At 42.0% G+C, this 20,427-nt stretch carries 18 protein-coding genes, 2 tRNA genes, 1 rRNA gene and 1 riboswitch; of the genes, 19 read left to right on the plus strand and 2 right to left on the minus strand.

Going from position 1 to position 20,427, the window contains the following annotated elements:
• Positions 1 to 13 precede the first annotated feature (13 nt).
• The 10 genes from G608_RS0116305 to G608_RS0116350 all read left to right on the plus strand — a co-directional run bounded on the left by G608_RS0116305 (position 14) and on the right by G608_RS0116350 (position 12,342).
• A complete protein-coding gene (locus G608_RS0116305) occupies positions 14 to 1,756 on the plus strand; it encodes a phospho-sugar mutase (protein WP_026496906.1) in 1,743 nt (580 codons plus the stop codon).
• 69 nt (positions 1,757 to 1,825) lie between these two features.
• Complete coding sequence (locus tag G608_RS21575; protein WP_196810230.1) at positions 1,826 to 3,223, plus strand: glycosyltransferase family 2 protein; 1,398 nt, start codon at positions 1,826 to 1,828, stop codon at positions 3,221 to 3,223.
• A gap of 14 nt (positions 3,224 to 3,237) precedes the next feature.
• The gene (locus tag G608_RS0116315) at positions 3,238 to 4,221 is read left to right on the plus strand and encodes a glycosyltransferase family 2 protein (RefSeq protein ID WP_026496907.1); all 984 of its coding nucleotides are present in this window, start codon (positions 3,238 to 3,240) and stop codon (positions 4,219 to 4,221) included.
• A gap of 22 nt (positions 4,222 to 4,243) precedes the next feature.
• Positions 4,244 to 5,653 (plus strand): undecaprenyl-phosphate glucose phosphotransferase, encoded by a 1,410-nt coding sequence (locus tag G608_RS0116320; RefSeq protein WP_026496908.1) that lies wholly within the window; start codon positions 4,244 to 4,246, stop codon positions 5,651 to 5,653.
• A gap of 80 nt (positions 5,654 to 5,733) precedes the next feature.
• Positions 5,734 to 6,825 carry an LCP family protein gene (locus G608_RS0116325; protein WP_026496909.1) on the plus strand — a complete coding sequence of 364 codons (1,092 nt, stop codon included), beginning with the start codon at positions 5,734 to 5,736 and terminating at the stop codon, positions 6,823 to 6,825.
• A 58-nt stretch (positions 6,826 to 6,883) separates the two neighbouring features.
• The gene (locus G608_RS0116330) at positions 6,884 to 7,810 is read left to right on the plus strand and encodes a glycosyltransferase family 2 protein (RefSeq protein WP_026496910.1); all 927 of its coding nucleotides are present in this window, start codon (positions 6,884 to 6,886) and stop codon (positions 7,808 to 7,810) included.
• 26 nt (positions 7,811 to 7,836) lie between these two features.
• Positions 7,837 to 8,478, plus strand: coding sequence for a GTP pyrophosphokinase (locus G608_RS0116335; protein WP_026496911.1), 642 nt, complete (start codon positions 7,837 to 7,839; stop codon positions 8,476 to 8,478).
• A 276-nt stretch (positions 8,479 to 8,754) separates the two neighbouring features.
• The gene (locus G608_RS0116340) at positions 8,755 to 9,354 is read left to right on the plus strand and encodes a hypothetical protein (RefSeq protein WP_026496912.1); all 600 of its coding nucleotides are present in this window, start codon (positions 8,755 to 8,757) and stop codon (positions 9,352 to 9,354) included.
• A gap of 69 nt (positions 9,355 to 9,423) precedes the next feature.
• Entirely contained in the window at positions 9,424 to 10,935 is a 1,512-nt protein-coding gene (locus G608_RS0116345; RefSeq protein ID WP_242829416.1) for a M23 family metallopeptidase, read from the plus strand.
• A gap of 114 nt (positions 10,936 to 11,049) precedes the next feature.
• Positions 11,050 to 12,342 carry a UDP-N-acetylglucosamine 1-carboxyvinyltransferase gene (locus G608_RS0116350; RefSeq protein WP_026496914.1) on the plus strand — a complete coding sequence of 431 codons (1,293 nt, stop codon included), beginning with the start codon at positions 11,050 to 11,052 and terminating at the stop codon, positions 12,340 to 12,342.
• 44 nt (positions 12,343 to 12,386) lie between these two features.
• Here the strand turns inward: G608_RS0116350 and G608_RS0116355 are convergent, their stop codons facing one another.
• Complete coding sequence (locus tag G608_RS0116355; protein WP_026496915.1) at positions 12,387 to 13,469, minus strand: HD-GYP domain-containing protein; 1,083 nt, start codon at positions 13,467 to 13,469, stop codon at positions 12,387 to 12,389.
• 132 nt (positions 13,470 to 13,601) lie between these two features.
• On the minus strand, positions 13,602 to 14,357 hold the full coding sequence (locus G608_RS0116360) for an ECF transporter S component (RefSeq protein ID WP_026496916.1): 756 nt from the start codon (positions 14,355 to 14,357) through the stop codon (positions 13,602 to 13,604).
• Positions 14,358 to 14,428: 71 nt separating this feature from the next.
• Positions 14,429 to 14,574: riboswitch (FMN riboswitch) on the minus strand.
• Between the two features lie 88 nt (positions 14,575 to 14,662).
• On the opposite strand from G608_RS0116360, the gene tsaE reads away from it, so the two are divergent.
• The 9 genes from tsaE to G608_RS0116405 all read left to right on the plus strand — a co-directional run.
• Positions 14,663 to 15,103, plus strand: coding sequence for a tRNA (adenosine(37)-N6)-threonylcarbamoyltransferase complex ATPase subunit type 1 TsaE (tsaE, locus tag G608_RS0116365; RefSeq protein WP_026496917.1), 441 nt, complete (start codon positions 14,663 to 14,665; stop codon positions 15,101 to 15,103).
• 1 nt (position 15,104) lies between these two features.
• Positions 15,105 to 16,289 (plus strand): tRNA (adenosine(37)-N6)-threonylcarbamoyltransferase complex dimerization subunit type 1 TsaB, encoded by a 1,185-nt coding sequence (gene tsaB, locus G608_RS23000; protein WP_026496918.1) that lies wholly within the window; start codon positions 15,105 to 15,107, stop codon positions 16,287 to 16,289.
• On the plus strand, positions 16,282 to 17,205 hold the full coding sequence (locus G608_RS0116375; RefSeq protein ID WP_026496919.1) for a ribonuclease Z: 924 nt from the start codon (positions 16,282 to 16,284) through the stop codon (positions 17,203 to 17,205). The genes tsaB and G608_RS0116375 overlap by 8 nt, the downstream gene beginning before the upstream one ends.
• Positions 17,206 to 17,248: 43 nt before the next feature.
• Positions 17,249 to 17,842: a DUF6715 family protein gene (locus tag G608_RS0116380; RefSeq protein WP_026496920.1), complete on the plus strand. Its 594-nt coding sequence runs from the start codon at positions 17,249 to 17,251 to the stop codon at positions 17,840 to 17,842.
• Positions 17,843 to 17,900: 58 nt separating this feature from the next.
• Positions 17,901 to 18,995 carry a tRNA (adenosine(37)-N6)-threonylcarbamoyltransferase complex transferase subunit TsaD gene (gene tsaD / locus G608_RS0116385; RefSeq protein ID WP_051209450.1) on the plus strand — a complete coding sequence of 365 codons (1,095 nt, stop codon included), beginning with the start codon at positions 17,901 to 17,903 and terminating at the stop codon, positions 18,993 to 18,995.
• Between the two features lie 30 nt (positions 18,996 to 19,025).
• Entirely contained in the window at positions 19,026 to 19,736 is a 711-nt protein-coding gene (gene ispD / locus G608_RS0116390) for a 2-C-methyl-D-erythritol 4-phosphate cytidylyltransferase (protein WP_026496922.1), read from the plus strand.
• Between the two features lie 109 nt (positions 19,737 to 19,845).
• Positions 19,846 to 19,931: transfer RNA gene (locus G608_RS0116395), tRNA-Ser, on the plus strand.
• 39 nt (positions 19,932 to 19,970) lie between these two features.
• Positions 19,971 to 20,059: transfer RNA gene (locus G608_RS0116400), tRNA-Ser, on the plus strand.
• A 185-nt stretch (positions 20,060 to 20,244) separates the two neighbouring features.
• Positions 20,245 to 20,427: ribosomal RNA gene (locus tag G608_RS0116405) — 16S ribosomal RNA — on the plus strand; the annotation flags it as partial.

Raw genomic sequence — 20,427 nt, forward strand, 5'->3', positions numbered from 1 at the left:
AGGAGGGAAAAGAATGAGTGACGCAACAAAACAGCTTGAATATTGGTTAAATGATCCTTACTTTGACGATGAGACAAAGCAGGAGCTTCTGGCCATCAGAAATGATGAGAAGGAAGTAGAGGATAGATTTTATCAGGAACTTGAGTTTGGTACCGGTGGACTTAGAGGAGTTATTGGAGCAGGTACTAACCGTATGAACAAGTACGTTGTTCGTAAGGCTACTCAGGGACTTGCTAATTATATCAAGAAAAACGGAGGCGCTGATGGCGCAAAGAGAGGCGTTGCCATTTCTTATGACTGCCGTAGATTTTCACCTGAATTTGCAGATGAGACTGCAAGATGTCTTGCTGCAAACGGAATCAAGGCATATGTTTTTGATGAGCTCAGACCTACTCCCGAGCTTTCATTTGCACTTAGAAAGCTTGGATGTATAGCCGGCGTTATGGTAACTGCCAGCCACAATCCGCCTGAATATAATGGATACAAGGCATATTGGGAGGATGGCGCACAGGTAACACCTCCACATGATACAGGAATCATAGACGAGGTTAAGGCTATCACAGACTACAATGATGTTAAGACCATGTCCAAGGAAGATGCCATGAAGGCTGGTCTTTATGAGGTAATAGGTAAGGACATCGATGATGCATATATGGTAGAGCTTAAGAAGCAGATCATCCACCTTGATGCTATTAAGGAAATGGCTGAAAAGCTTACCGTTGTTTATACTCCTTTCCATGGAACAGGTCTTGTTCCCGTTAAGAGAGTCCTTGCTGAGCTTGGATTCAAAAATGTTTATATTGTTCCTGAGCAGGAGCTTCCGGATCCTGAGTTCACAACTCTTGATTATCCTAATCCTGAGGATCCCAAGGCATTTAAGCTTGCACTTGAGCTTGCAAAGGAGAAGGATGCAGATATCGTTCTTGCAACTGATCCTGATGCTGACAGACTTGGTGTTTATGCTAAGGATACGAAGACCGGCGAATACATTCCTTTCACAGGTAATATGTCAGGAATGCTGATCGGTGAATATATCCTTCGTGAGAGACAGGCAACAGGTACAATGCCTGAAAGACCTGCTTTTGTTACAACAATCGTTACCACAAATATGGCCAGAAGAGTAGCTGAGAAGTATGGACTTCACTATATCGAGGTTCTTACAGGATTTAAGTATATTGGCGAGCAGATAAAGCTCTTTGAGGAGAACAATCAGGAATACAATTATGTATTTGGACTCGAGGAGAGCTATGGATGCCTTGCAGGTACACATGCCCGTGATAAGGATGCTATCGTTGCAGTTATGATGCTTTGCGAGGTTGCAGCATTCTGCAAGAAGGCAGGTAAGACTCTCTGGGATGCAATGATTGAGATGTATGAAGACTACGGTTATTACAAAGAGGGTCAGTATTCAATCACAATGAAGGGTATCGAGGGTGCTAAGGAAATCGCAGCACTTATGGATAAGCTTAGAAATGATCCTCCCAAGACCTTTGGTAAGTGGACAGTAGAAGAGTTCCGTGATTACAAGACAGGTGAGACTGTTAACCCTGCTACAGGCGAGAAGGGTAAGACCGGACTTCCTTCATCGAACGTTCTCTATTTTGCACTTGATAATGACTCATGGTGCTGTGCACGTCCTTCAGGTACAGAGCCCAAGATTAAGTTCTACATGGGTGTTAAGGGAAGCAGCCTTGAGGATGCTGACCAGAAGCAGGAAGAGCTTACAGCAGCTGTAAAAGCACTGATTGAGAAATAATAGATAACAAAAGCCCATAAAATAGAGCTGCCTATCGCGACAGCTCTATTTTTCATGTATAATGTTGCCATGTTTAATAATATAAAGAAGACAATTTCATACGCCAGAAGAAATGGCATATCAGGTGCTGTAGTAGCAGCGGCTGAGAGACTTCATGACCAGAGAGCAGATAATTACAAATTTGAACCGGTTTCCGAGGAGGAACTGGAGAAGCAAAGGAAATGGTATCGCTCGATATTGAATGATTCATCTAAGTCAATAAAGCTTCCGCTGATAAGTATACTTGTACCCTGCTATAACACTGATAAGGAATTTCTTCGTGAGATGATAGAATCAGTGAGAAATCAGACCTATGGAAAATGGGAGCTGATACTGGCTGAAGCACCGGTTAACCGTCAAAAGGGAGACAAGCTTTTGCAGGTATATCCTCTTATGAAGACTATTGCGGAATATGCTGAGACTGACGGAAGAATTAAATACCTAAGACTTAAGACCAATGGTGGAATATCAGAGAACACAAATGCGGCTTTGGATATAGCAAGGGGTGATTACATATCGCTACTTGATCACGATGATACGATAACGCCGGATGCATTATGCGAGGTGGCAATAACGGCCATCAGAAGTTATCCCAAGCTCATTTTTTCTGATGAGGATAAGTGTGATGCTGAAGGAAAGAATTTTTTCCAGCACCATAAAAAACCGTCATTTAACGCAGATATGTTTCTTTCGAACAATTACATCTGTCATTTTACAACAATCCGTGCAGATGTTATGTTTCAGACAAGATTCAGGGATAAATATGACGGAGCACAGGACTATGATCTTTTCCTGAGAGCTATCGGTGATACCATGTGGAGTCCTACTGCTTCAAGGCAGATAATTCATATCCCGAAGGTGCTATATCACTGGAGGAGCCACGATGCTTCAACCTCTGCCAATCCACAGAGCAAAACCTATGCTTATGAGGCAGGAAGAAAAGCGGTTAAGGACTTTTTGGATAATAATAAGATTAATGCATCGGTAAGCCATTTGAAGCATGTAGGCTTTTATAGAGTAGAATACAAAGCTGACATCTTCGAGGCCAGGAAAGATGTGGGAGTTATCGGTGGAAGACTCCTTGATCGCAGGGGGCTTATCAAGGGCGGAAATTACAGAGACAGCGGAAAGGTTAGATTTGATAACCTTCCCAAGAATTACAGCGGCGGCTTCCAGCACAGAGCCGTACTTCAACAGGATACGGATGCAGTTGACCTTCGTTGTATGAGGATAAGGCCTGAGCTGTCAGAGCTATATGAGCAGATTTTTGGCGTACCTTATCAGGATACCCTTAATGGAAATCAGGTGGTATTTAGCGGCATCGGGGATGAGGAAGAGATAAGAAGGAAATGTATACTCTTTGGCCAGGCTGTCAGAAAGATGGGATATAAGCTGCTTTGGGATCCGCAGTATGAGACCATCATATAAAGTGAGGAAGTATTTTGCAAAGTAAAGTAACTATTGTTATTCCAAATTACAACGGGAAAAAGTATCTGGACGACTGTTTGAGAAGCCTTGGCAAGCAGACAATGCAGGCACCTGTTATCATAGTGGATAATGGCTCTGATGACGGATCGGTGGATGCTGTTAAGGCTATGGCTGAACGTAAGCCCGGAAGATATCCGGAGATAATATTCAAGGAACTTAATGAGAATACCGGCTTTGCAAATGCGGTGAATGTAGGAATAAAAGCAGCTGATTCCGAATATGTTTTACTGCTTAATAATGATACTGTTTGCGAAGAGCGTATGACGGAGAGGCTTGTCCATACTATAGAATCACATAAGAATATATTTTCCGTAGGTGCCAAGATGCTCTCAATGAAGAATCCGGAAGTCATCGATGATGCCGGTGATCTATATTGCGCTCTTGGATGGGCTTTTTCTCCTGCCAGAGACAAAAATAGCAAGAGCTATTCAAAGAGGTGTGCTGTTACCACAGCCTGTGCCGGGGCAGCCATCTACAGAAAATCTGTATTTGAGGAAATAGGATATTTCGATGAAGTTCATTTTTGCTATCTTGAAGATGTGGATATCGGCTACAGGGCAAGGATATATGGCTATAAGAATCTAATGGAACCTTCTGCAATAGTTTATCATGCCGGAAGCGGCACCAGCGGTTCAAGATACAATACATTTAAAGAGGAGCTCACGGCATCCAACAATCTGTATTTTATATACAAAAACATGCCTCTGCTTCAGCTGATTTTTAATCTGCCACTTTTGATATTAGGTGTTATTATTAAACAGGTGTATTTTGCCAGAAAAGGTCTTGGCATGTCTTACGCAAAGGGCCTTTTAATGGGAGTAAAGAAGATAATTAAGCATTCAGACAGAAAGGTGCCATTTTCACCCGGTAACCTCGGTAATTATTTCATACTTGAAGCCGAGCTACTTGTTAACTGTATTCGTAGACTTGCAGAGTGATTTGGTATAGAATAAATCTGATATGATTAAAGACAACCAGACAAATCTGAATAGAATTCATATTATTGGGGACGGATTTATAGTAGCTGGTTCTTATATACTGGCATGGTATTTGAGATTTGAGTCAGTGTTTGCCAACGTCGCTCCGGATGTGGGTTACTTATCTATGGGGACATATTTTACTGCCCTCTATTTTTTGGTACCCGCATATCTTGTTTTATATAGTATGTTCAATCTTTATACACCCAGACGTGCCACCAAGATGCGTTACGAGCTCTATAGTATCCTTCTGGCTAACAGTATTGGTGTAACAGGTTTCTTCGTTATCTTGTATATGATCAAGCAGGCACATTTCTCCCGTTTCATGATCGGGTATTTCTTTGTGCTGAATGTTGTTTTCACCAGTCTTTCAAGAATTTTATTGAGAAAAATCTTAAGATATATCAGAAAAAGAGGTTATAACCTTAAGCATATCCTGCTTATTGGCTATTCCCGTTCAGCTGAGGGCTATATCAGCAGGATCAACAGCAATCCTCAGTGGGGATACGTAGTCAGCGGAATCCTTGACGATATGGTTCCAATTGGTACCAGCTATCACGGTGTTAAGGTTATCGGTGAGATAGATATGCTTTCTAGGTACTTAAGTGCCAATGAATATGATGAGATCACCATTACTCTTCCTTTGGACAGATACGACAAGCTTGAGGAATTGGTTGCAATCTGTGAGAGATCCGGTGTGCACACCAAGTTCATACCTGATTACACAAGCCTTTTCCCGAGTAATCCCTATACAGAGGATATTCTTGGACTGCCTGTCATCAATATCAGATATGTTCCTCTTACAAATGGTTTTAATGTTATCGTGAAAAGGCTGACAGATATCATTGGTTCTTTGATAGCGATCATACTGTTTTCGCCGGCTATGCTTTTTGCGGCTATAGCAGTAAAGCTTTCAAGTCCCGGTCCTATTATCTTCAAGCAGGAGAGAGTCGGTCTTCATGGAAGACCTTTCATGATGTACAAGTTCCGTACCATGGAATGCCAGTCAGAGAAGGCTGAGAAAAAGGGCTGGACTACCAAGGATGATCCGAGAGTTACAAAAATCGGAAGATTTTTAAGAAAAACGAGTATTGATGAGATGCCTCAGTTTTTCAATGTCCTTATCGGAGATATGTCCCTGATAGGGCCAAGACCTGAAAGACCTCAGTTTGTTGAGAAGTTTAAAGGTGAAATTCCAAGATACATGGTTAAGCATCAGGTTCGTCCAGGAATAACCGGATGGGCTCAGATCAACGGCTACAGAGGTGACACCTCCATAAGAAAACGTATCGAATATGACATATATTATATAGAGAACTGGACCTTCGAATTTGATTTAAGAATATTGCTTGGAACCTTTTTCCATGGCTTTGTTAATAAGAATGCTTATTGAGTCTCTTCGACTTGTATAATTTGTCGTTTTGTGGCAAAATAGGTCAGTGGAATATCAACTATAAAGGAGATTATACTGACATGTCGAAGCGTGGTGCCGACGGGCGCAGGAGAAGAAGAGGCAGGAAGAATACCAAGAAGGCATTTATCATCTTGGGAGTAGAAGTAGTTGTACTGTTAATTCTGCTTTTTGTAGTTTGGACTTTATTCGGAAGAATGAAGGTTGATAAAGTAGGAAAGATTAACCTCGATGAAGAAGTAATCGCCAGCAGTGTAAACAGCGGTGTCGAGGAGAATGAGGAGATGACCGGATACAGGAATATCGCATTATTTGGTGTGGATTCCCGTGAGGGTGAGCTCGATAAAAAGACCAGAAGTGATACCATTATTATCGCATCTATTAATAATGAAACTAACGAAGTAAAGCTTGTTTCAGTTTACAGAGATACTTATCTTAATCTCAGTAACGATTCTTACAATAAATGTAATACAGCCTATGCTACAGGCGGTCCCGAGCAGGCTATATCCATGCTGAACATGAACCTTGACATGGATATCACTGATTTCGTAACAATCGGTTTTGGTGGACTTACAGATGTTGTTAATGAGCTTGGCGGTGTTCAGATCAATGTAGAAGAGAGTGAGATTACTCACCTTAACAATTACCAGTCCACAATGGCTGAAGAGCTTGGAATGAAGTACACACCTGTTACGGAGGTAGGACTTCAGACTCTGGATGGTCTTCAGGCAACAGCTTATTGCCGAATCAGATATACAGCCGGAGATGATTTCCGAAGAGCGGAGAGACAGAGAACCGTTCTTATGGCAATTCTTGATAAGGCAAAGACAGCAAGCCCCTCAGAGCTTGAGAATATTGCCGGCAAAGTATTTGGTGAGACATATACTTCATTTGATCTTCAGGATATAATCGGATTATTGGGAAATGTAACCAAATATAATGTTGTTGCAAACGATGGATTCCCGACAGCAGATATGCGTACTACCGGAACAATGGGCAAGAAGGGCAGCTGTGTACTTCCTGTAACACTTGCTTCTAATGTACAGTGGCTTCACAATTTCCTGTTTGATGATACAGAATACGAAGTTTCATCAAGCGTTCAGGAATACAGTTCTAAGATAGCCGCTGATGTCAGTGAATATATCGGCGAATAAGTGGCAGATAGTTTTGGGCCCCGGATTAGCCGGGGCCTTTTATAACGTTAGGAATAATATGCAAAAAGTAGATGTAATAATACCTTCATATAAGCCTGGTCCTGAGTTTTCAATGCTGATTGATGAGCTTGAAAAGCAGGCCTATGCCGTAAATAAGATCATTATTATCAACACCGAGAAAAGATACTTTGTTGAACGTGCTGCAATAGTGGATACGGTGGCTAAATATGGAAATATAGTAGTCAGACATATTGATAAGTCTGAGTTTGATCATGGCAATACCAGGAATCTTGGCGTTAGTCTTTCAGATGCAGATTTCTTTTTGATGATAACCCAGGATGCGATTCCGAGGGATAATGCTCTTGTTTCGCACCTTGTAAATGCGCTGCAGGACCCGGGAGTGGCAGCGGCCTACGCGAGACAGTATCCAAAGGCAGATTGTAACCTTGCAGAGAGGTATTCAAGAAAATTCAATTATCCCACGGAAGCAACGCGCAAGACGATTAAGGATCTGCCGAGACTTGGTATTAAAACATTTTTCTGCTCCAATGTATGTGCTATGTATAGGAGAGATGTTTTTGACAAGGTCGGAGGCTTTTTGCACAGAGCTATTTTTAATGAAGATATGGTGTTTGCCGGCAATGCAATGTATCAGGGCTATGCAATTTGTTATGTGCCTGAGGCAGGTGTGATACATTCACATAATTACTCCTATATGCAGCAGTTTCACAGAAATTTTGACCTCGGTGTTTCTCAGACAGATCATCCCGAAATCTTTTCAGGGATCAAATCTGAGTCAGAGGGAAAGCGTATGGTCCGCGATACTATAAGACATTTCAGGCATATCGGCAAGTTTTACCTGGTACCTGATTATGTGATCATGTGCGCATTCAGACTGCTTGGCTATAAGCTTGGAAGGAATTACAAAAAGTTACCCATGAACCTTGTTAAGGCGTGTTCTATGAATAAGTCTTACTGGAAATAAGACCTTTGTTAGGCAGAGGGGGAAATATGGATACCAGATTATCGGATGGAGATATAAAAAGTTGGGAAGAAGTAAGTCTTCTATATAATTCAGCGCTTAAACAGATAAATACCAAGCTTGAAATTCTAAATGATGAGTTTCAGGAGGTTCACAGATATAATCCCATTGAACATATAAAGTCTAGGATCAAGACGCCGGAGAGCATAGTTAAAAAGCTCAGAAGACATGGCTATGAGTCTACCCTTGAGAATATGATCAAGTACGTAAATGATATTGCGGGTATTCGTATAATCTGTTCTTTTACGTCGGATATATACAGAATTGCCGATATGATCAGTAATCAGAGAGATATAAAAGTACTTACTATCAAGGATTACATTATGAATCCTAAGACAAGCGGATACAGAAGCTATCATATGATACTTGCTGTTCCTGTATATCTTTCTGACAGAATGGCTGATGTTAAGGTTGAAGTGCAGATTCGTACTGTAGCTATGGACTTTTGGGCGAGTCTCGAGCATAAGATTCAGTACAAATTCGAATCTAAGGCGCCTGCCAATATTAAAGCCCAGTTATTCGAGTGCGCCAAGATTGTGTCCGAACTGGATGAGAGAATGCTTACTCTTAATGAGGAGATTCAGTCTGTCAATACTCAGGACATAGAATAACCCCATTAATGAGGAGTGCCCAGACACCTTTCGGCGCCCGGGCTATTATGAAAAAATTTATCTATCTTTCGGAGCTAATGTAAAATGTATCATGTGTGAGGACTAATTCCTTAACACATTGTAAATTATAACAACCAATTATTAACAAATTATGAACATTCTTTAAACTTGCAGTTAATTCACACAAAAGATTAGGGGGACAAAACGAATTATTGTGCGAATTGCATAAATGATGTAATCTAGATACTGACTCATAATTGTTTAATGGGAGGGGCTATGGAAAACTTTATAAAGAGGCATACAGATAAAATCAGTGCTCAGGAGATGATTAAGGCTAATAATGCCGCTGAAGCAGCTCATCGTGAGCAGATTGAGAAGCAAAACAAGCAATATGAAGAAGAGATAGAAGTTCTTAAGAAGAATGCAGATAAGCTGGAAGCACGCCTTGAAAGCATTGAAGGAATCCTGAAGGATCTTAAGGAACCCCAGAATGTAAATGAAGCATCAGGTCTTGATTTTGATAAGGCTATAGATGTTTTAAAGGAAGATATTGGAAAAAGAATGGACAAGACCGATGAAGCCACACATGATGTTGGTGTGCGTATATATCGTAATGTTCAGGCTTCTGTAATAGATGAACAAAAAAAGCAGCTTGATGAAATAAGAGAGGACCTTCACAAGCAGACAGATGCTATAAAAGGGGAATTCTCTGTCCTTTTAAGAAGGCTTGATACTACAAGAAATCAGCTTGAAGAGCAGTATCAGAACTCACATAAATCCGGAAATAAGGGCGTTGTGCCTCTTCTGGTAATAGTTCTGCTTATCTCGTTGGGAGATCTTGTGTTTAATATATTAAGATTTTTAGGTTTGGTTTGATAAATGAGATTTAAAGGCAACAAAAAATTTAGAATAGGGTTCTTTCAGGGAACGGCCATTGCTGTAGTCATGTGGATAATTTTCCTATTGCCCGTCTATTCTCCTATAGAGCATGGAGCTGACAACATCTTCGAGGTTTCATTAAACGGAGTCCACGTCGGAACACTTTCATCTGAACAGGCCGCGAAAAAGTGTTTAAGAGACGCTAGAAGGCAGTTTGCCAAGGGAAGTGAGGAATTAGTCCTTTCTGATGCAAGACTCTCCCTGGAGGGACGTGAGGTGCTTTTTGGAGAGGTTGACAGTAAAAAGACCGTCAGACAGAACATGCTTGATGTGTTAAAGAACGATACCAAAACCACTCTTGAAAGAGCCTATACTGTAAAAATCAACAAATTTATCGTAAATCTGGCAAGCAAGGATGATGTATTTACACTTCTCCAGACAGCACTTGCTAAATATGATACTGACAACTTATACAGCGCTACTCTTGTGACCGATAATGCAAGAGAGGTCAATGTTCTTACTTCTGAAGTAGTTTCAAATGAAGAGGTAGAGGCCAAGGAGGAACAGATAAAGCTCCCCGAAGCAGGAATTGATCTGGCTATAAGTGATATATTTGATCAGATAAAGCCTCTTACAGAGGAAAAAAGCTTTGAAGATTACAAGCTTGGTCTTATGGATATAGATTTTGGTGACAAGATAGAGGTCGTTGAGAGCTATCTTCCTCTTTCTGAGATAACTGATCTGCAAACCGCCATTGATGAGGTTACCAAGGACCAGGAGACAAATCAGATATACGAGATACAGTCCGGGGACACTCTTGGACTTATTGCAGAGAATTTTGGATTATCTCTGGATGACCTTGTTGCCATGAATGAGACCATTGATACTCCCGAGTCCATGATCCGCGTGGGAGATGAAATCATAGTAACTGTTCCGGAGCCTGAGCTTTCGGTTGTTTATACAAAGCAGGAATACTATGAAGAAGATTATGAAGCAGATGTAGTCTATATTGATAACGACTCATGGTACACTACCAGACAGGAAGTTATTCAGGAACCTTCGGCTGGTCACCGTAAGGTAGTAGCACTCGTAAATTATGAAAACAATGGCGAGACTGGTCGTGATATACAAAAAGAAGAAGTTACTTACGAGGCTGTTGCAAAAATAGTTGAGCGTGGAACGATTGTTCCTCCTACATATATTAAGCCTATTTCCGGCGGACGTTTATCCTCAGGCTTTGGAAGACGTTCAGCACCTACCAAGGGAGCAAGTACCTATCATAAGGGAATTGACTGGGCTACACCTGTAGGAACAGCTGTAATGGCCTCTAACGGAGGTGTGGTAACAAGAGCCGGATGGGGCAGAGGATATGGATATGTTATCTATATCAGACATTCCGATGGCAGAGAGACCAGATATGGTCACCTTTCCAAGATACTTGTGAGCGTCGGACAGTCCGTTTCCCAGGGACAAAAGATTGCTCTTAGCGGTAATACCGGTGTAAGTACGGGAGCTCATCTCCACTTTGAGATCCTCATAAACGGATCCCAGGTAAATCCGCTTAATTACTTGAACTGACGGTTTTTATTTTACAAAGTAATTTATTTGTGGTATAACAATAGCCGTTAGCAATTTATGGGGAGAGTTTATTGACTAGGAAGTTCACAAATCTGTGAATGTAGTAGAGATTATATGGAAAAATACGTAATAAAGGGCGGAATACCGCTCGTTGGTGAAGTTGAAATAGGCGGAGCCAAGAATGCTGCACTTCCGATTCTTGCCGCTGCGACAATGTCTGATGAGACAGTGTATATCGATAATATGCCTGATGAAGCTGATACAAACGTAATGCTTCAGGCTATGCAGAGCATAGGCGTTATTGTTGAACGTACCGGTCGTCATTCAGTTAAGATTAATGCTTCACATGTAAGTGACTATAGAATAGAGAATGAATATATCAAGAAAATCAGAGCTTCATATTACATGATAGGAGCATTTCTTGGTAAATATAACAATGCGCAGGTAGTTTTGCCCGGTGGATGTAACATCGGTCTCAGACCTATCGACCAGCATATCAAGGGCTTCACCGCTCTTGGTGCCAATGTTACCATCGAGCATGGAATGATAAGTGCAAGGGCCGAGAGGCTTGTTGCCAGTCATATCTATCTTGATATAGCCAGTGTTGGAGCTACCATCAATATTATGATGGCAGCAGCGATGGCTGATGGTAAGACTATTATTGAGAATGCTGCAAAAGAACCTCACGTAGTTGATCTGGCCAACTTCCTTAACAGTATGGGAGCTGACATCAAGGGTGCAGGTACAGATGTTATCAGAATAAGAGGAGTTGAGAGACTTCACGGTACAGAATATACCATTATTCCCGACCAGATTGAGGCCGGTACCTTTATGATGATAGCGGCAGCTACCAAGGGCGATATTACAATTAAAAACGTAATTCCCAAGCATTTAGAGTCTATCAGTGCAAAGCTTATAGAGATGGGCTGTCAGGTATTGGAGTCGGACGATGCTGTAAGAGTTGTTGCCACAAAGAGAATGCGCAATGCTCATGTTAAGACTCTTCCTTACCCGGGATATCCTACCGATATGCAGCCTCAGATCACGGTGGTTCTTGGACTTGCCAGCGGTATAAGTCTTGTGACAGAGTCACTTTTTGAAAATCGATTTAAATATGTTGATGAGCTCACCAGAATGGGCGCGAATATAAAAGTAGAGGGCAGTACAGCCATTATTGAAGGTGTGGATAAATACACCGGTGCAGAGGTTGCGGCCCCGGACCTTAGAGCAGGAGCAGCTCTTGTTATAGCAGGTCTTACAGCAGAGGGCTTCACCACTGTTGAAGAGATCAGATACATTGAGCGAGGCTATGAGGACTTTGATGTGAAGCTCAGGGAGCTTGGTGCACAGATTACCAAGGTTGATACTGACAGAGACATTCAGAAGTTTAAGCTTAAATTTGCATAATAATAAAAGAAAAGGCCATACCTTCACATAAGAGGGTATGGCTTTTATAATATCTGTTCTATATGGAGCTCGGGATGCAGAGTAAGATCCACGTAATCTGAATCTATCTTAACTGTCGGTCTTGACAGATGATCCCTGTTTATAAAGATTATTTCGCCTTCCTGACCGTTATTTAGGCGAACCTTGTTCAGGAGATAAGTATTAACAATATTCTGTAAAAATGTCATTATGGCGTTTGTATCATATTTTTGCAGCCCCTCCGACTCAAAAAGCTCTATGGCTAAGAAGGGACAAAGAGGATCTCTGTATACTCTCGCAGAAGTCATTGCGTCATATACATCAGCTATAGACACGATCTTTGCATAGTAATCTATCTGCGGCCCTTTTAAATGAGCAGGATAGCCCGACCCGTCACATCTTTCATGATGCATTAAAGCTGCATTTTTTACATGGTCACTTACATCTAAATCTGTCAGTACCATATAACCCTGTGCAGGGTGTGTCTGCACCACTACATACTCATCGTTAGTCAGGTGTGCGGGCTTCGTAATTATCTCATTGGGAATCAGAAGCTTTCCGATATCGTGCATTAGTCCGGCTTCTGTGAGAACCTCTATGTCATCCTCGCTCATCCTTAGCCACTGCCCCATGATATTGCAGATCATGGCAACACTTATACAGTGCACATAGGTGGCATCATCATAACGCCTGAGACTATGTAGCATGTCCAGAATATTGGAAGGATTGTTCCCCTTATGCATCAGTTCATAAATGGGAGACATTACTTCATCCAGATTAAAATTTTCCTTATCGTTAATGAGATCATCTATACCGGATTTAAATTTTTGGGAGCATATTTCAAAATCCTTTTTAAACTCCCTGAATTCAGCGGTTTCGCGAAGCCTTGATGCGTATGAATCATCAGAACCATCTAAAGGTGCTGAATCTATACTTTCATCATAATCTTCAACAAGGACATTTGCGACAGAATAAAAAGACAGCTTGGTGATTGCCTGGTTATCAAGAACCGTTCCTTTAGGCAACACAAGCTGATTATTGTCATAAGAATATACATTATCCGACAGGATCATGCCGGGCACAAGCTTTTTTGTGATCAACCTTTTCATAGGTGCCTCGTAGACAATAAATATTCAGCATTTACACAATAATTTTATGATATTGCGCGAATAAAAGTCAATAAAGGCACCTACACCAGGTATTAAAAAATGATTAAGAAAATATAAATGAAGGCTTTGTTATTATGCTTCCTGTCTCTTTGCAGAAACGAGAGTAGCATTCTTAATGATGGGACTTAACTTCTTGTATACAGCAACTGTCACACCGGTGATGATGGCACCCTTTAAGAGGTTAAGCGGTGCAACTGCGAAAAGAACAAATGTAAACATGTTGCTTATTGCAGGATTTACAGCTGTTCCCATTCCGATGAGGGCATCTACAGGCATTCCGTACAGTGCTGCAAATGCAGGAAGAAGATAGAATGCGTTAAGTGAGCTTCCTACTATAGCGATTACAAGAGTACCTGTGAGGCATGAAATCATTGCCATCTTGCGTGTCTTCTTGAACAGATAAATGATGGAAGCAGGAAGTACATAGCTGCAGCCTACTATGAAGTTTGCAAGCTCGCCTACGAATGCGGTTGTTGTTCCGTTGATCACAAGATTAAGAAGAATCTTAATGAATTCGATAAGTACGCCGGTCATGGGACCAAAAGCAAATGCGCCGACTACTGCAGGAAGATCGGAAAGATCGATCTTGTAGAAGCTGGGAGCGAAGAATACCGGAATCTCGAAGATCATGAGGATTGCGGATATTGCAGCAAACAGTCCGATAATTACAACCTTACGGGTTGTAAGAGAGGAGCTGTCCTCACCGGCCTTTTTAGCAACAAGTTTTTCAGCTACCTTTGCTACGACAAACATTGCAGCGATGAGAAGCAGAAATACAACAACGTATCCTGCGTTGTCTGCAATTGAAGTTAATAGGTTGTTTTTCATTGGTTTTTCCTCCTTAGATTGTCGGGGAGGATTAGAAAAAGATTAATCGCGTAATAAAACTAGACATATAACGACATCTTCTACCATCCAGACTATACTGTCGGTTTTGGATTCTCACCAAATCGGCCGCCGTAGCGGTTCGCGGACTTGTCTCAGATGAGCTTCTCACCTGGGTATCACCGCCGGTAGGGAATTGCACCCCGCCCCGAAGATATTATTTACAAACACAATAATATTTCATCAAACTAAATTCGTCAATAGGGGTATAACTTGCATTTTGATGATTTCTGCAATATTCTGATTATATGAATACAATATTAGAAACATTTTCAGCTGAAGAGACTTTTGCGTTTGGCAAAAGAATAGGCGAGACCGCAGAACCCGGGATGGTATATACCCTTGTGGGTGATCTTGGCGTGGGCAAAACCGTTTTAACCCAGGGAGTTGCAGCAGGTCTCGGAATCGAGGGCCCCGTAAACAGCCCTACATTTACAATATTACAGGTTTACGATCAGGGTAGAATACCCTTTTACCATTTTGATGTCTACAGAATCGGAGACGTCAGTGAAATGGATGAGATTGGTTATGAGGATTATTTTTACGGCCAGGGCTTATGCTTTATAGAATGGGCCAATCTTATAGAAGAAATATTGCCCGAAAAGTACATGGAAATAACAATCGAAAAGGATTTAAGGAAAGGAACGGACTATCGCCGCATAACTCTTGAGACGATAGATAACAGATAAAATGAAGATTATTTCACTGGATACTTCAGGACTTGTCTGCACTGTAGCAGTTACAGAGGATGACAGATTATTATCTGAGTTTTCAATTCAGCATAAAATAACACATTCAGAGCTCCTTCTTCCCATGATGGAGCAGATAAAAGAGAGGCTTTCGCTTGATCTTAATACCGTTGATGCAATTGCCGTATCAGCGGGCCCGGGATCATTTACAGGCCTTAGAATCGGTGTGGCAACAGCAAAAGGACTTTGCCTTGCGCTTAATAAGCCCCTTATAGCAGTGCCAACTCTGGACGCTTTGGCATACAACCTTTACGGCAATGAGAACATTATCTGTCCCATGATGGATGCCAGAAGAAGCCAGGTTTATACAGGAATTTACACCTTTGTTCCGGAAAAAGAAAGCGAAGACCAGCACGAAGTTTTCTATAAAATGAAGACTCTCATGCCTCAGGCAGCCATGTCCGTTGCAGAGATAGCGGACAGGCTGAATAAGATAGGAAAAAGAGCGGTACTTCTTGGAGATGGAATCCCGGTTTACAGAGATAAACTGGACGACCTTCTTAAGGTTGATTACATTCTTGCACCGCCTCTTGCCAACAGACAGCGTGCAGCAGCACTTTCTGTTCTTGCAGCAGAGTATTTCAGAAAAGGAAAGCTTGCCGATACAGACAGCTTTGCTCCCGAATATTTAAGAGCATCACAGGCTGAGCGCGAAGCCAAGGAGAAAAAGGCTCGCACCGTAAAGATAAGAGAGATGAGCGCTGAGGATATTACAGAATCTGCCGCTTTGGAAGCTGCCAGCCTTGGAAAAGAAGCCTGGACCGAGAAGCAGCTCCTTGAAGCATGCACCCGTGACGACACAGTATATATTGTTGCGGAAAAAGCAGGCAGAGTAGCCGGTCTTTGCGGAGTAAGAAATATATCAGGTGAGGGCGATGTCACCAATGTTTCTGTATCAGCAGAGCTTCGAAATACTGGAATCGGCTATATGATGTTGACTGAGCTTTTAAAAAAGGCAGAGGGAATCGGCTGCAGGGATTTCACCCTTGAAGTTCGTGAACAGAATCAGCCTGCAAGGAAGCTCTATGAGAAGCTTGGCTTTGTTAATGAAGGAATACGTCCGAATTTTTATGATGACCCGGACGATAATGCAGTAATTTATTGGAAGAGAAATACGAATGATTGATGTTTGTTTACTTGGAACCGGCGGTATGATGCCGCTTCCGAACAGATTTTTGACCGCACTTATGGTGCGATACAACGGAAAAAGCATACTGATTGACTGCGGAGAGGGAACACAGATTGCCCTAAGGAAATCAGGATGGAGCCCAAAGCCTATTGATGTTATCTGCTTTACACATTACCACGCAGATCATATATCAGGACTCCCCGGAATGCTTCTTACCATGGGCAATGCAGAGAGAACGGAGCCCCTTCTTTTGGTTGGCCCCAAAGGGCTTCAGCGAGTTGTAAAGGCACTAAGGACAATAGCTCCGGAGCTGCCTTTTGAGATACAGTACCATGAAATTGAAGGGGACAGTGATGAATTCACACTCCCCGGAATGAATGAATTCAGAATCAAAGCATTTAAGGTAAATCATAATATTTTGTGCTATGGCTATACCATGCACCTTGACCGCATAGGCAAATTTGACGTAGAGAGAGCAAAGGCCTCGGGAATAGATATGAAGTTTTGGAACAGACTTCAGAAGGGCGAGATCATAAACACTGATGACGGCAGAGTTTTTACACCGGATATGGTTCTTGGCCAGCAGAGAAAAGGAATCCATCTCACATATGTAACAGATTCAAGACCCACGGACAGCATCGCAGAAAATGCCGAAGACTCCGATCTTTTTATATGCGAAGGAATGTATGGCGAAGAAGATAAGCTTCAAAAAGCCAGAGAAAATAAGCATATGACCATGTATGAGGCAGCAGAACTGGCTAAAAAGGCCAAGGTGGAGCAGATGTGGCTTACACATTACAGCCCGTCACTTGTTAATCCCAAGGAATATCTGCCTAAGGTGAAGGATATTTTCAAGAACTCTGTTGCAACAAAGGATGGCAGAGTAATAACCTTAAGATTTGAAGAGGACTAAAGCTTAGAATTACCGGAATAAGGACGACATGTAGGAGGGGTATATGGACGATTCCAAGAAAAACGCTATCATAAAAGCAGTTATTTTGATGGTTCTTTTTGCTGCGGTCATACTGGGCATATTTGTCATTGTAAATAGAGGTAGAAGCAGTTCTAACAGTACTACCGAAGATCAGGAGCTAACTGAGGTTCAGAAGATAACCACCATGGATTTATCAAAGACCTATCCAAAGACACCTGCCACCGTTGCAGACCTTTACGTACGCATAATGAAGGTAATGTATAAGCAGACCTACACTGACGAAGAATTTGGTCAGATGGCTGATGTTATGAAGGGAATCTTCGATGATGAACTCATTGCGAATCAGTCTGACTGGCCCGGAAGCTTAAAGACAGAGGTGGATAAAAAGAAAGAAGAGGACTATTCCATCTCCAAATATGAAGTCCTTTCAAATGATATTGAAGAAACAAAAGACACCGGCGAAGAAATAGCAAATGTTCTTGCCAAAATTTATTTGAGGCACGGAACTCACACAAATGTCTATAACTATCTTTTTGTATTAAGAAAAGATGCTGATAAAAACTGGAAGATCCTCGGTTGGACAGTATCAGAAGTAAAGGATACGGAAGCGAATTAATATGGATAACAATCATGAAAACATCAAACGCCGTACCGATGAGGACGGCGTAATATTTATGTCAATCAAAAATGAACAGACTGAAGCTTTGCAGGAATCAAAAGATGAAGATATCAATATTCTTGCAATCGAAAGCAGCTGCGATGAGACTGCTGCAGCAGTTGTAAGAAACGGAAGAGAGGTTCTTTCTAATATCATATCTTCTCAGATCGCGCTTCATACTGTATACGGCGGAGTTGTGCCTGAAATAGCATCGCGCAAACATGTAGAGAAGATCAATGTCTGCGTCAGGGCTGCCCTTAGTGAAGCTGGACTTTCTCTTGATGACATAGATGCAATTGCGGTAACCTATGGCCCCGGACTTGTAGGCGCGCTTCTTGTGGGTGTATCTGAAGCAAAAGCCCTGAGCTTTGCCACAGGTAAACCTCTTGTTGGCGTACATCACATTGAAGGACATATATGCGCTAATTATATAGAATATAAAGAGCTTGAACCGCCCTTTATGTGTCTTGTTGCATCAGGCGGACACTCCCACCTTGTTTATGTAAAAGATTACGGTGAATATGACATAATCGGTCAGACCAGAGATGATGCCGCTGGCGAAGCCTTTGATAAGGTCGCAAGAGCAATAGGACTTGGATACCCCGGCGGGCCCAAGGTCGACAAGGCTGCAAGAGAGGGAAATCCCGATGCCATCGCATTTCCAAGAGCTAAGACATCGGAAAAATCCTATGACTTTAGTTTCAGTGGCTTAAAATCGGCAGTTCTCAACTACCTTAATCAGGCGGAGATGAAGGGCGAGGAAATCAATAAAAATGACGTGGCAGCATCCTTCCAAAAAGCGGTTGTGGATGTTTTGACTGAGCACACCATGGAAGCAGCAGAAGAGTATAACTGCAAAAAGGTGGCAATAGCAGGCGGAGTAGCGTCCAATACTGCGCTTAGAGAGAGACTGGAAGCTGAGTGTGAAAAACGCGGAATGACTTTTTACAGACCTGCGCCTGTACTTTGTACGGACAATGCAGCCATGATAGGTGCCGCTGGCTACTACGAATATCTGAAAGGGAACCGTGCCGGAATGGATCTGAATGCTGTTCCCAATCTCCCCCTTGGAGACAGAGAACGCAGATATCATGGAAGAAGCAGCAATTAATATTTTTGTAGCTTTTAAGGAGAATTCTCATTGAAAACAACAGCGATAGTGCTTGCTGCAGGAAGCGGCAGCAGAATGCAAAGCGGAGTAAAGAAGCAGTATATGGAAATATGCGGTTCACCACTGCTTTTGTATTCTTTAAGAGCTTTTGAAAACAGCTTTATAGATGAAATAATATTAGTGCTCCCTGAGAGCGATATACAGCAGGTTAAAGAAGACATAATAACTCCTGCCGGTTTTTCAAAAATAAAGGCAATAGTTGCCGGTGGAAGCACAAGATATCACAGCGTACGTTTAGGACTCCTTGCAGCCTCAAAAGATACTGAGGCTGTTTTTATTCACGATGGAGCAAGACCCTTCATTGATGATGAAATCCTCGACCGCGCTTTGGCAGCCGTAAAAGAATATGGCGCATGCGTAGTAGGCATGCCTGTAAAGGACACAATAAAAATAGCTGATGAAAACGGATTTGCAGCAACAACTCCCGACAGAGACAAGACCTGGCTTATTCAGACCCCACAGGTTTTTTTGTATCCTGAGATACTTGAGCTTTACGAAAAGCTTGCTGCTGAAGAAGAAAAACTTCTTTCAGAAGGGGTAAATATTACCGATGATGCCATGGTTATGGAAACTTTTGGTGTCAGAAAGGTAAAACTTATAAAGGGGTCTTATGACAATATAAAAATCACCACACCTGAGGATTTGACCCTTGCGGAATCCATAATAAATAAGAAACTCTAAATTAATAAAAAATTTTAGAAAATTAATATTGACAAAGGTTTACTACGTTGTTATTATAATTATCGCGCTGTGCGTTGAAAGCCAACAAACAGTAGCCGATATAGTGTTTGGAGCGATATCGAAGCGGTCATAACGAGGCGGTCTTGAAAACCGTTTGGCGGCAACGCCACGAGGGTTCGAATCCCTCTCGCTCCGCTCAAAATTGAAGAGTGAAGAATTAAAGTCAACACTTTTGCAGAAGTACTCAAGAGGTTGAAGAGACACCCCTGGAAAGGGTGCAGGTCGTTAACAGCGGCGCGAGGGTTCAAATCCCTCCTTCTGCGGTCCTCATCAGTAACATCGATGAGATGCACTTTGACAATGGAATAGTAATGCAACCCTGAAAATTCCAAAAAGAAATTTCAGAGAACAAAACAAACCTAACAAGGTAAAAACGGACAGAACAAAGCCAAGCTTTAGTTCTGGTCAGACGAACGATCCAGTCACTTTAAGTGATTAGATAAAATTTAAACGTGAGAGTTCGATCCTGGCTCAGGATGAACGCTGGCGGCGTGCCTAACACATGCAAGTCGAACGGAGATTTAACGCTGATGAAGCTTCGGCAGAATCTTGTTAAATCTTAGTGGCGGACGGGTGAGTAACGCGTGGGCAACCTGCCTCGTACTGGGGGATAACAGTTGGAAACGACTGT

The sequence above is a fragment of the Butyrivibrio sp. WCD3002 genome (genome assembly GCF_000424265.1).
In the GTDB taxonomy this organism is placed as follows: Bacteria; Bacillota; Clostridia; order Lachnospirales; family Lachnospiraceae; genus Butyrivibrio.

What these genes read in the sequence shown, in the direction of transcription:
- tsaE (WP_026496917.1), top strand. Translation starts at nt 14,663, where the DNA reads ATGAATACAATATTAGAAACATTTTCAGCTGAAGAGACTTTTGCGTTT.
- tsaB (WP_026496918.1), top strand. Translation starts at nt 15,105, where the DNA reads ATGAAGATTATTTCACTGGATACTTCAGGACTTGTCTGCACTGTAGCA.
- tsaD (WP_051209450.1), top strand. Translation starts at nt 17,901, where the DNA reads ATGTCAATCAAAAATGAACAGACTGAAGCTTTGCAGGAATCAAAAGAT.
- G608_RS0116320 (WP_026496908.1), top strand. Translation starts at nt 4,244, where the DNA reads ATGATTAAAGACAACCAGACAAATCTGAATAGAATTCATATTATTGGG.
- G608_RS0116340 (WP_026496912.1), top strand. Translation starts at nt 8,755, where the DNA reads ATGGAAAACTTTATAAAGAGGCATACAGATAAAATCAGTGCTCAGGAG.
- G608_RS0116380 (WP_026496920.1), top strand. Translation starts at nt 17,249, where the DNA reads ATGGACGATTCCAAGAAAAACGCTATCATAAAAGCAGTTATTTTGATG.
- G608_RS0116305 (WP_026496906.1), top strand. Translation starts at nt 14, where the DNA reads ATGAGTGACGCAACAAAACAGCTTGAATATTGGTTAAATGATCCTTAC.
- G608_RS0116360 (WP_026496916.1), bottom strand. Translation starts at nt 14,357, where the DNA reads ATGAAAAACAACCTATTAACTTCAATTGCAGACAACGCAGGATACGTT.
- G608_RS0116330 (WP_026496910.1), top strand. Translation starts at nt 6,884, where the DNA reads ATGCAAAAAGTAGATGTAATAATACCTTCATATAAGCCTGGTCCTGAG.
- G608_RS0116350 (WP_026496914.1), top strand. Translation starts at nt 11,050, where the DNA reads ATGGAAAAATACGTAATAAAGGGCGGAATACCGCTCGTTGGTGAAGTT.
- G608_RS0116335 (WP_026496911.1), top strand. Translation starts at nt 7,837, where the DNA reads ATGGATACCAGATTATCGGATGGAGATATAAAAAGTTGGGAAGAAGTA.
- G608_RS0116355 (WP_026496915.1), bottom strand. Translation starts at nt 13,469, where the DNA reads ATGAAAAGGTTGATCACAAAAAAGCTTGTGCCCGGCATGATCCTGTCG.
- G608_RS0116325 (WP_026496909.1), top strand. Translation starts at nt 5,734, where the DNA reads ATGTCGAAGCGTGGTGCCGACGGGCGCAGGAGAAGAAGAGGCAGGAAG.
- G608_RS21575 (WP_196810230.1), top strand. Translation starts at nt 1,826, where the DNA reads ATGTTTAATAATATAAAGAAGACAATTTCATACGCCAGAAGAAATGGC.
- G608_RS0116345 (WP_242829416.1), top strand. Translation starts at nt 9,424, where the DNA reads ATGTGGATAATTTTCCTATTGCCCGTCTATTCTCCTATAGAGCATGGA.
- G608_RS0116375 (WP_026496919.1), top strand. Translation starts at nt 16,282, where the DNA reads ATGATTGATGTTTGTTTACTTGGAACCGGCGGTATGATGCCGCTTCCG.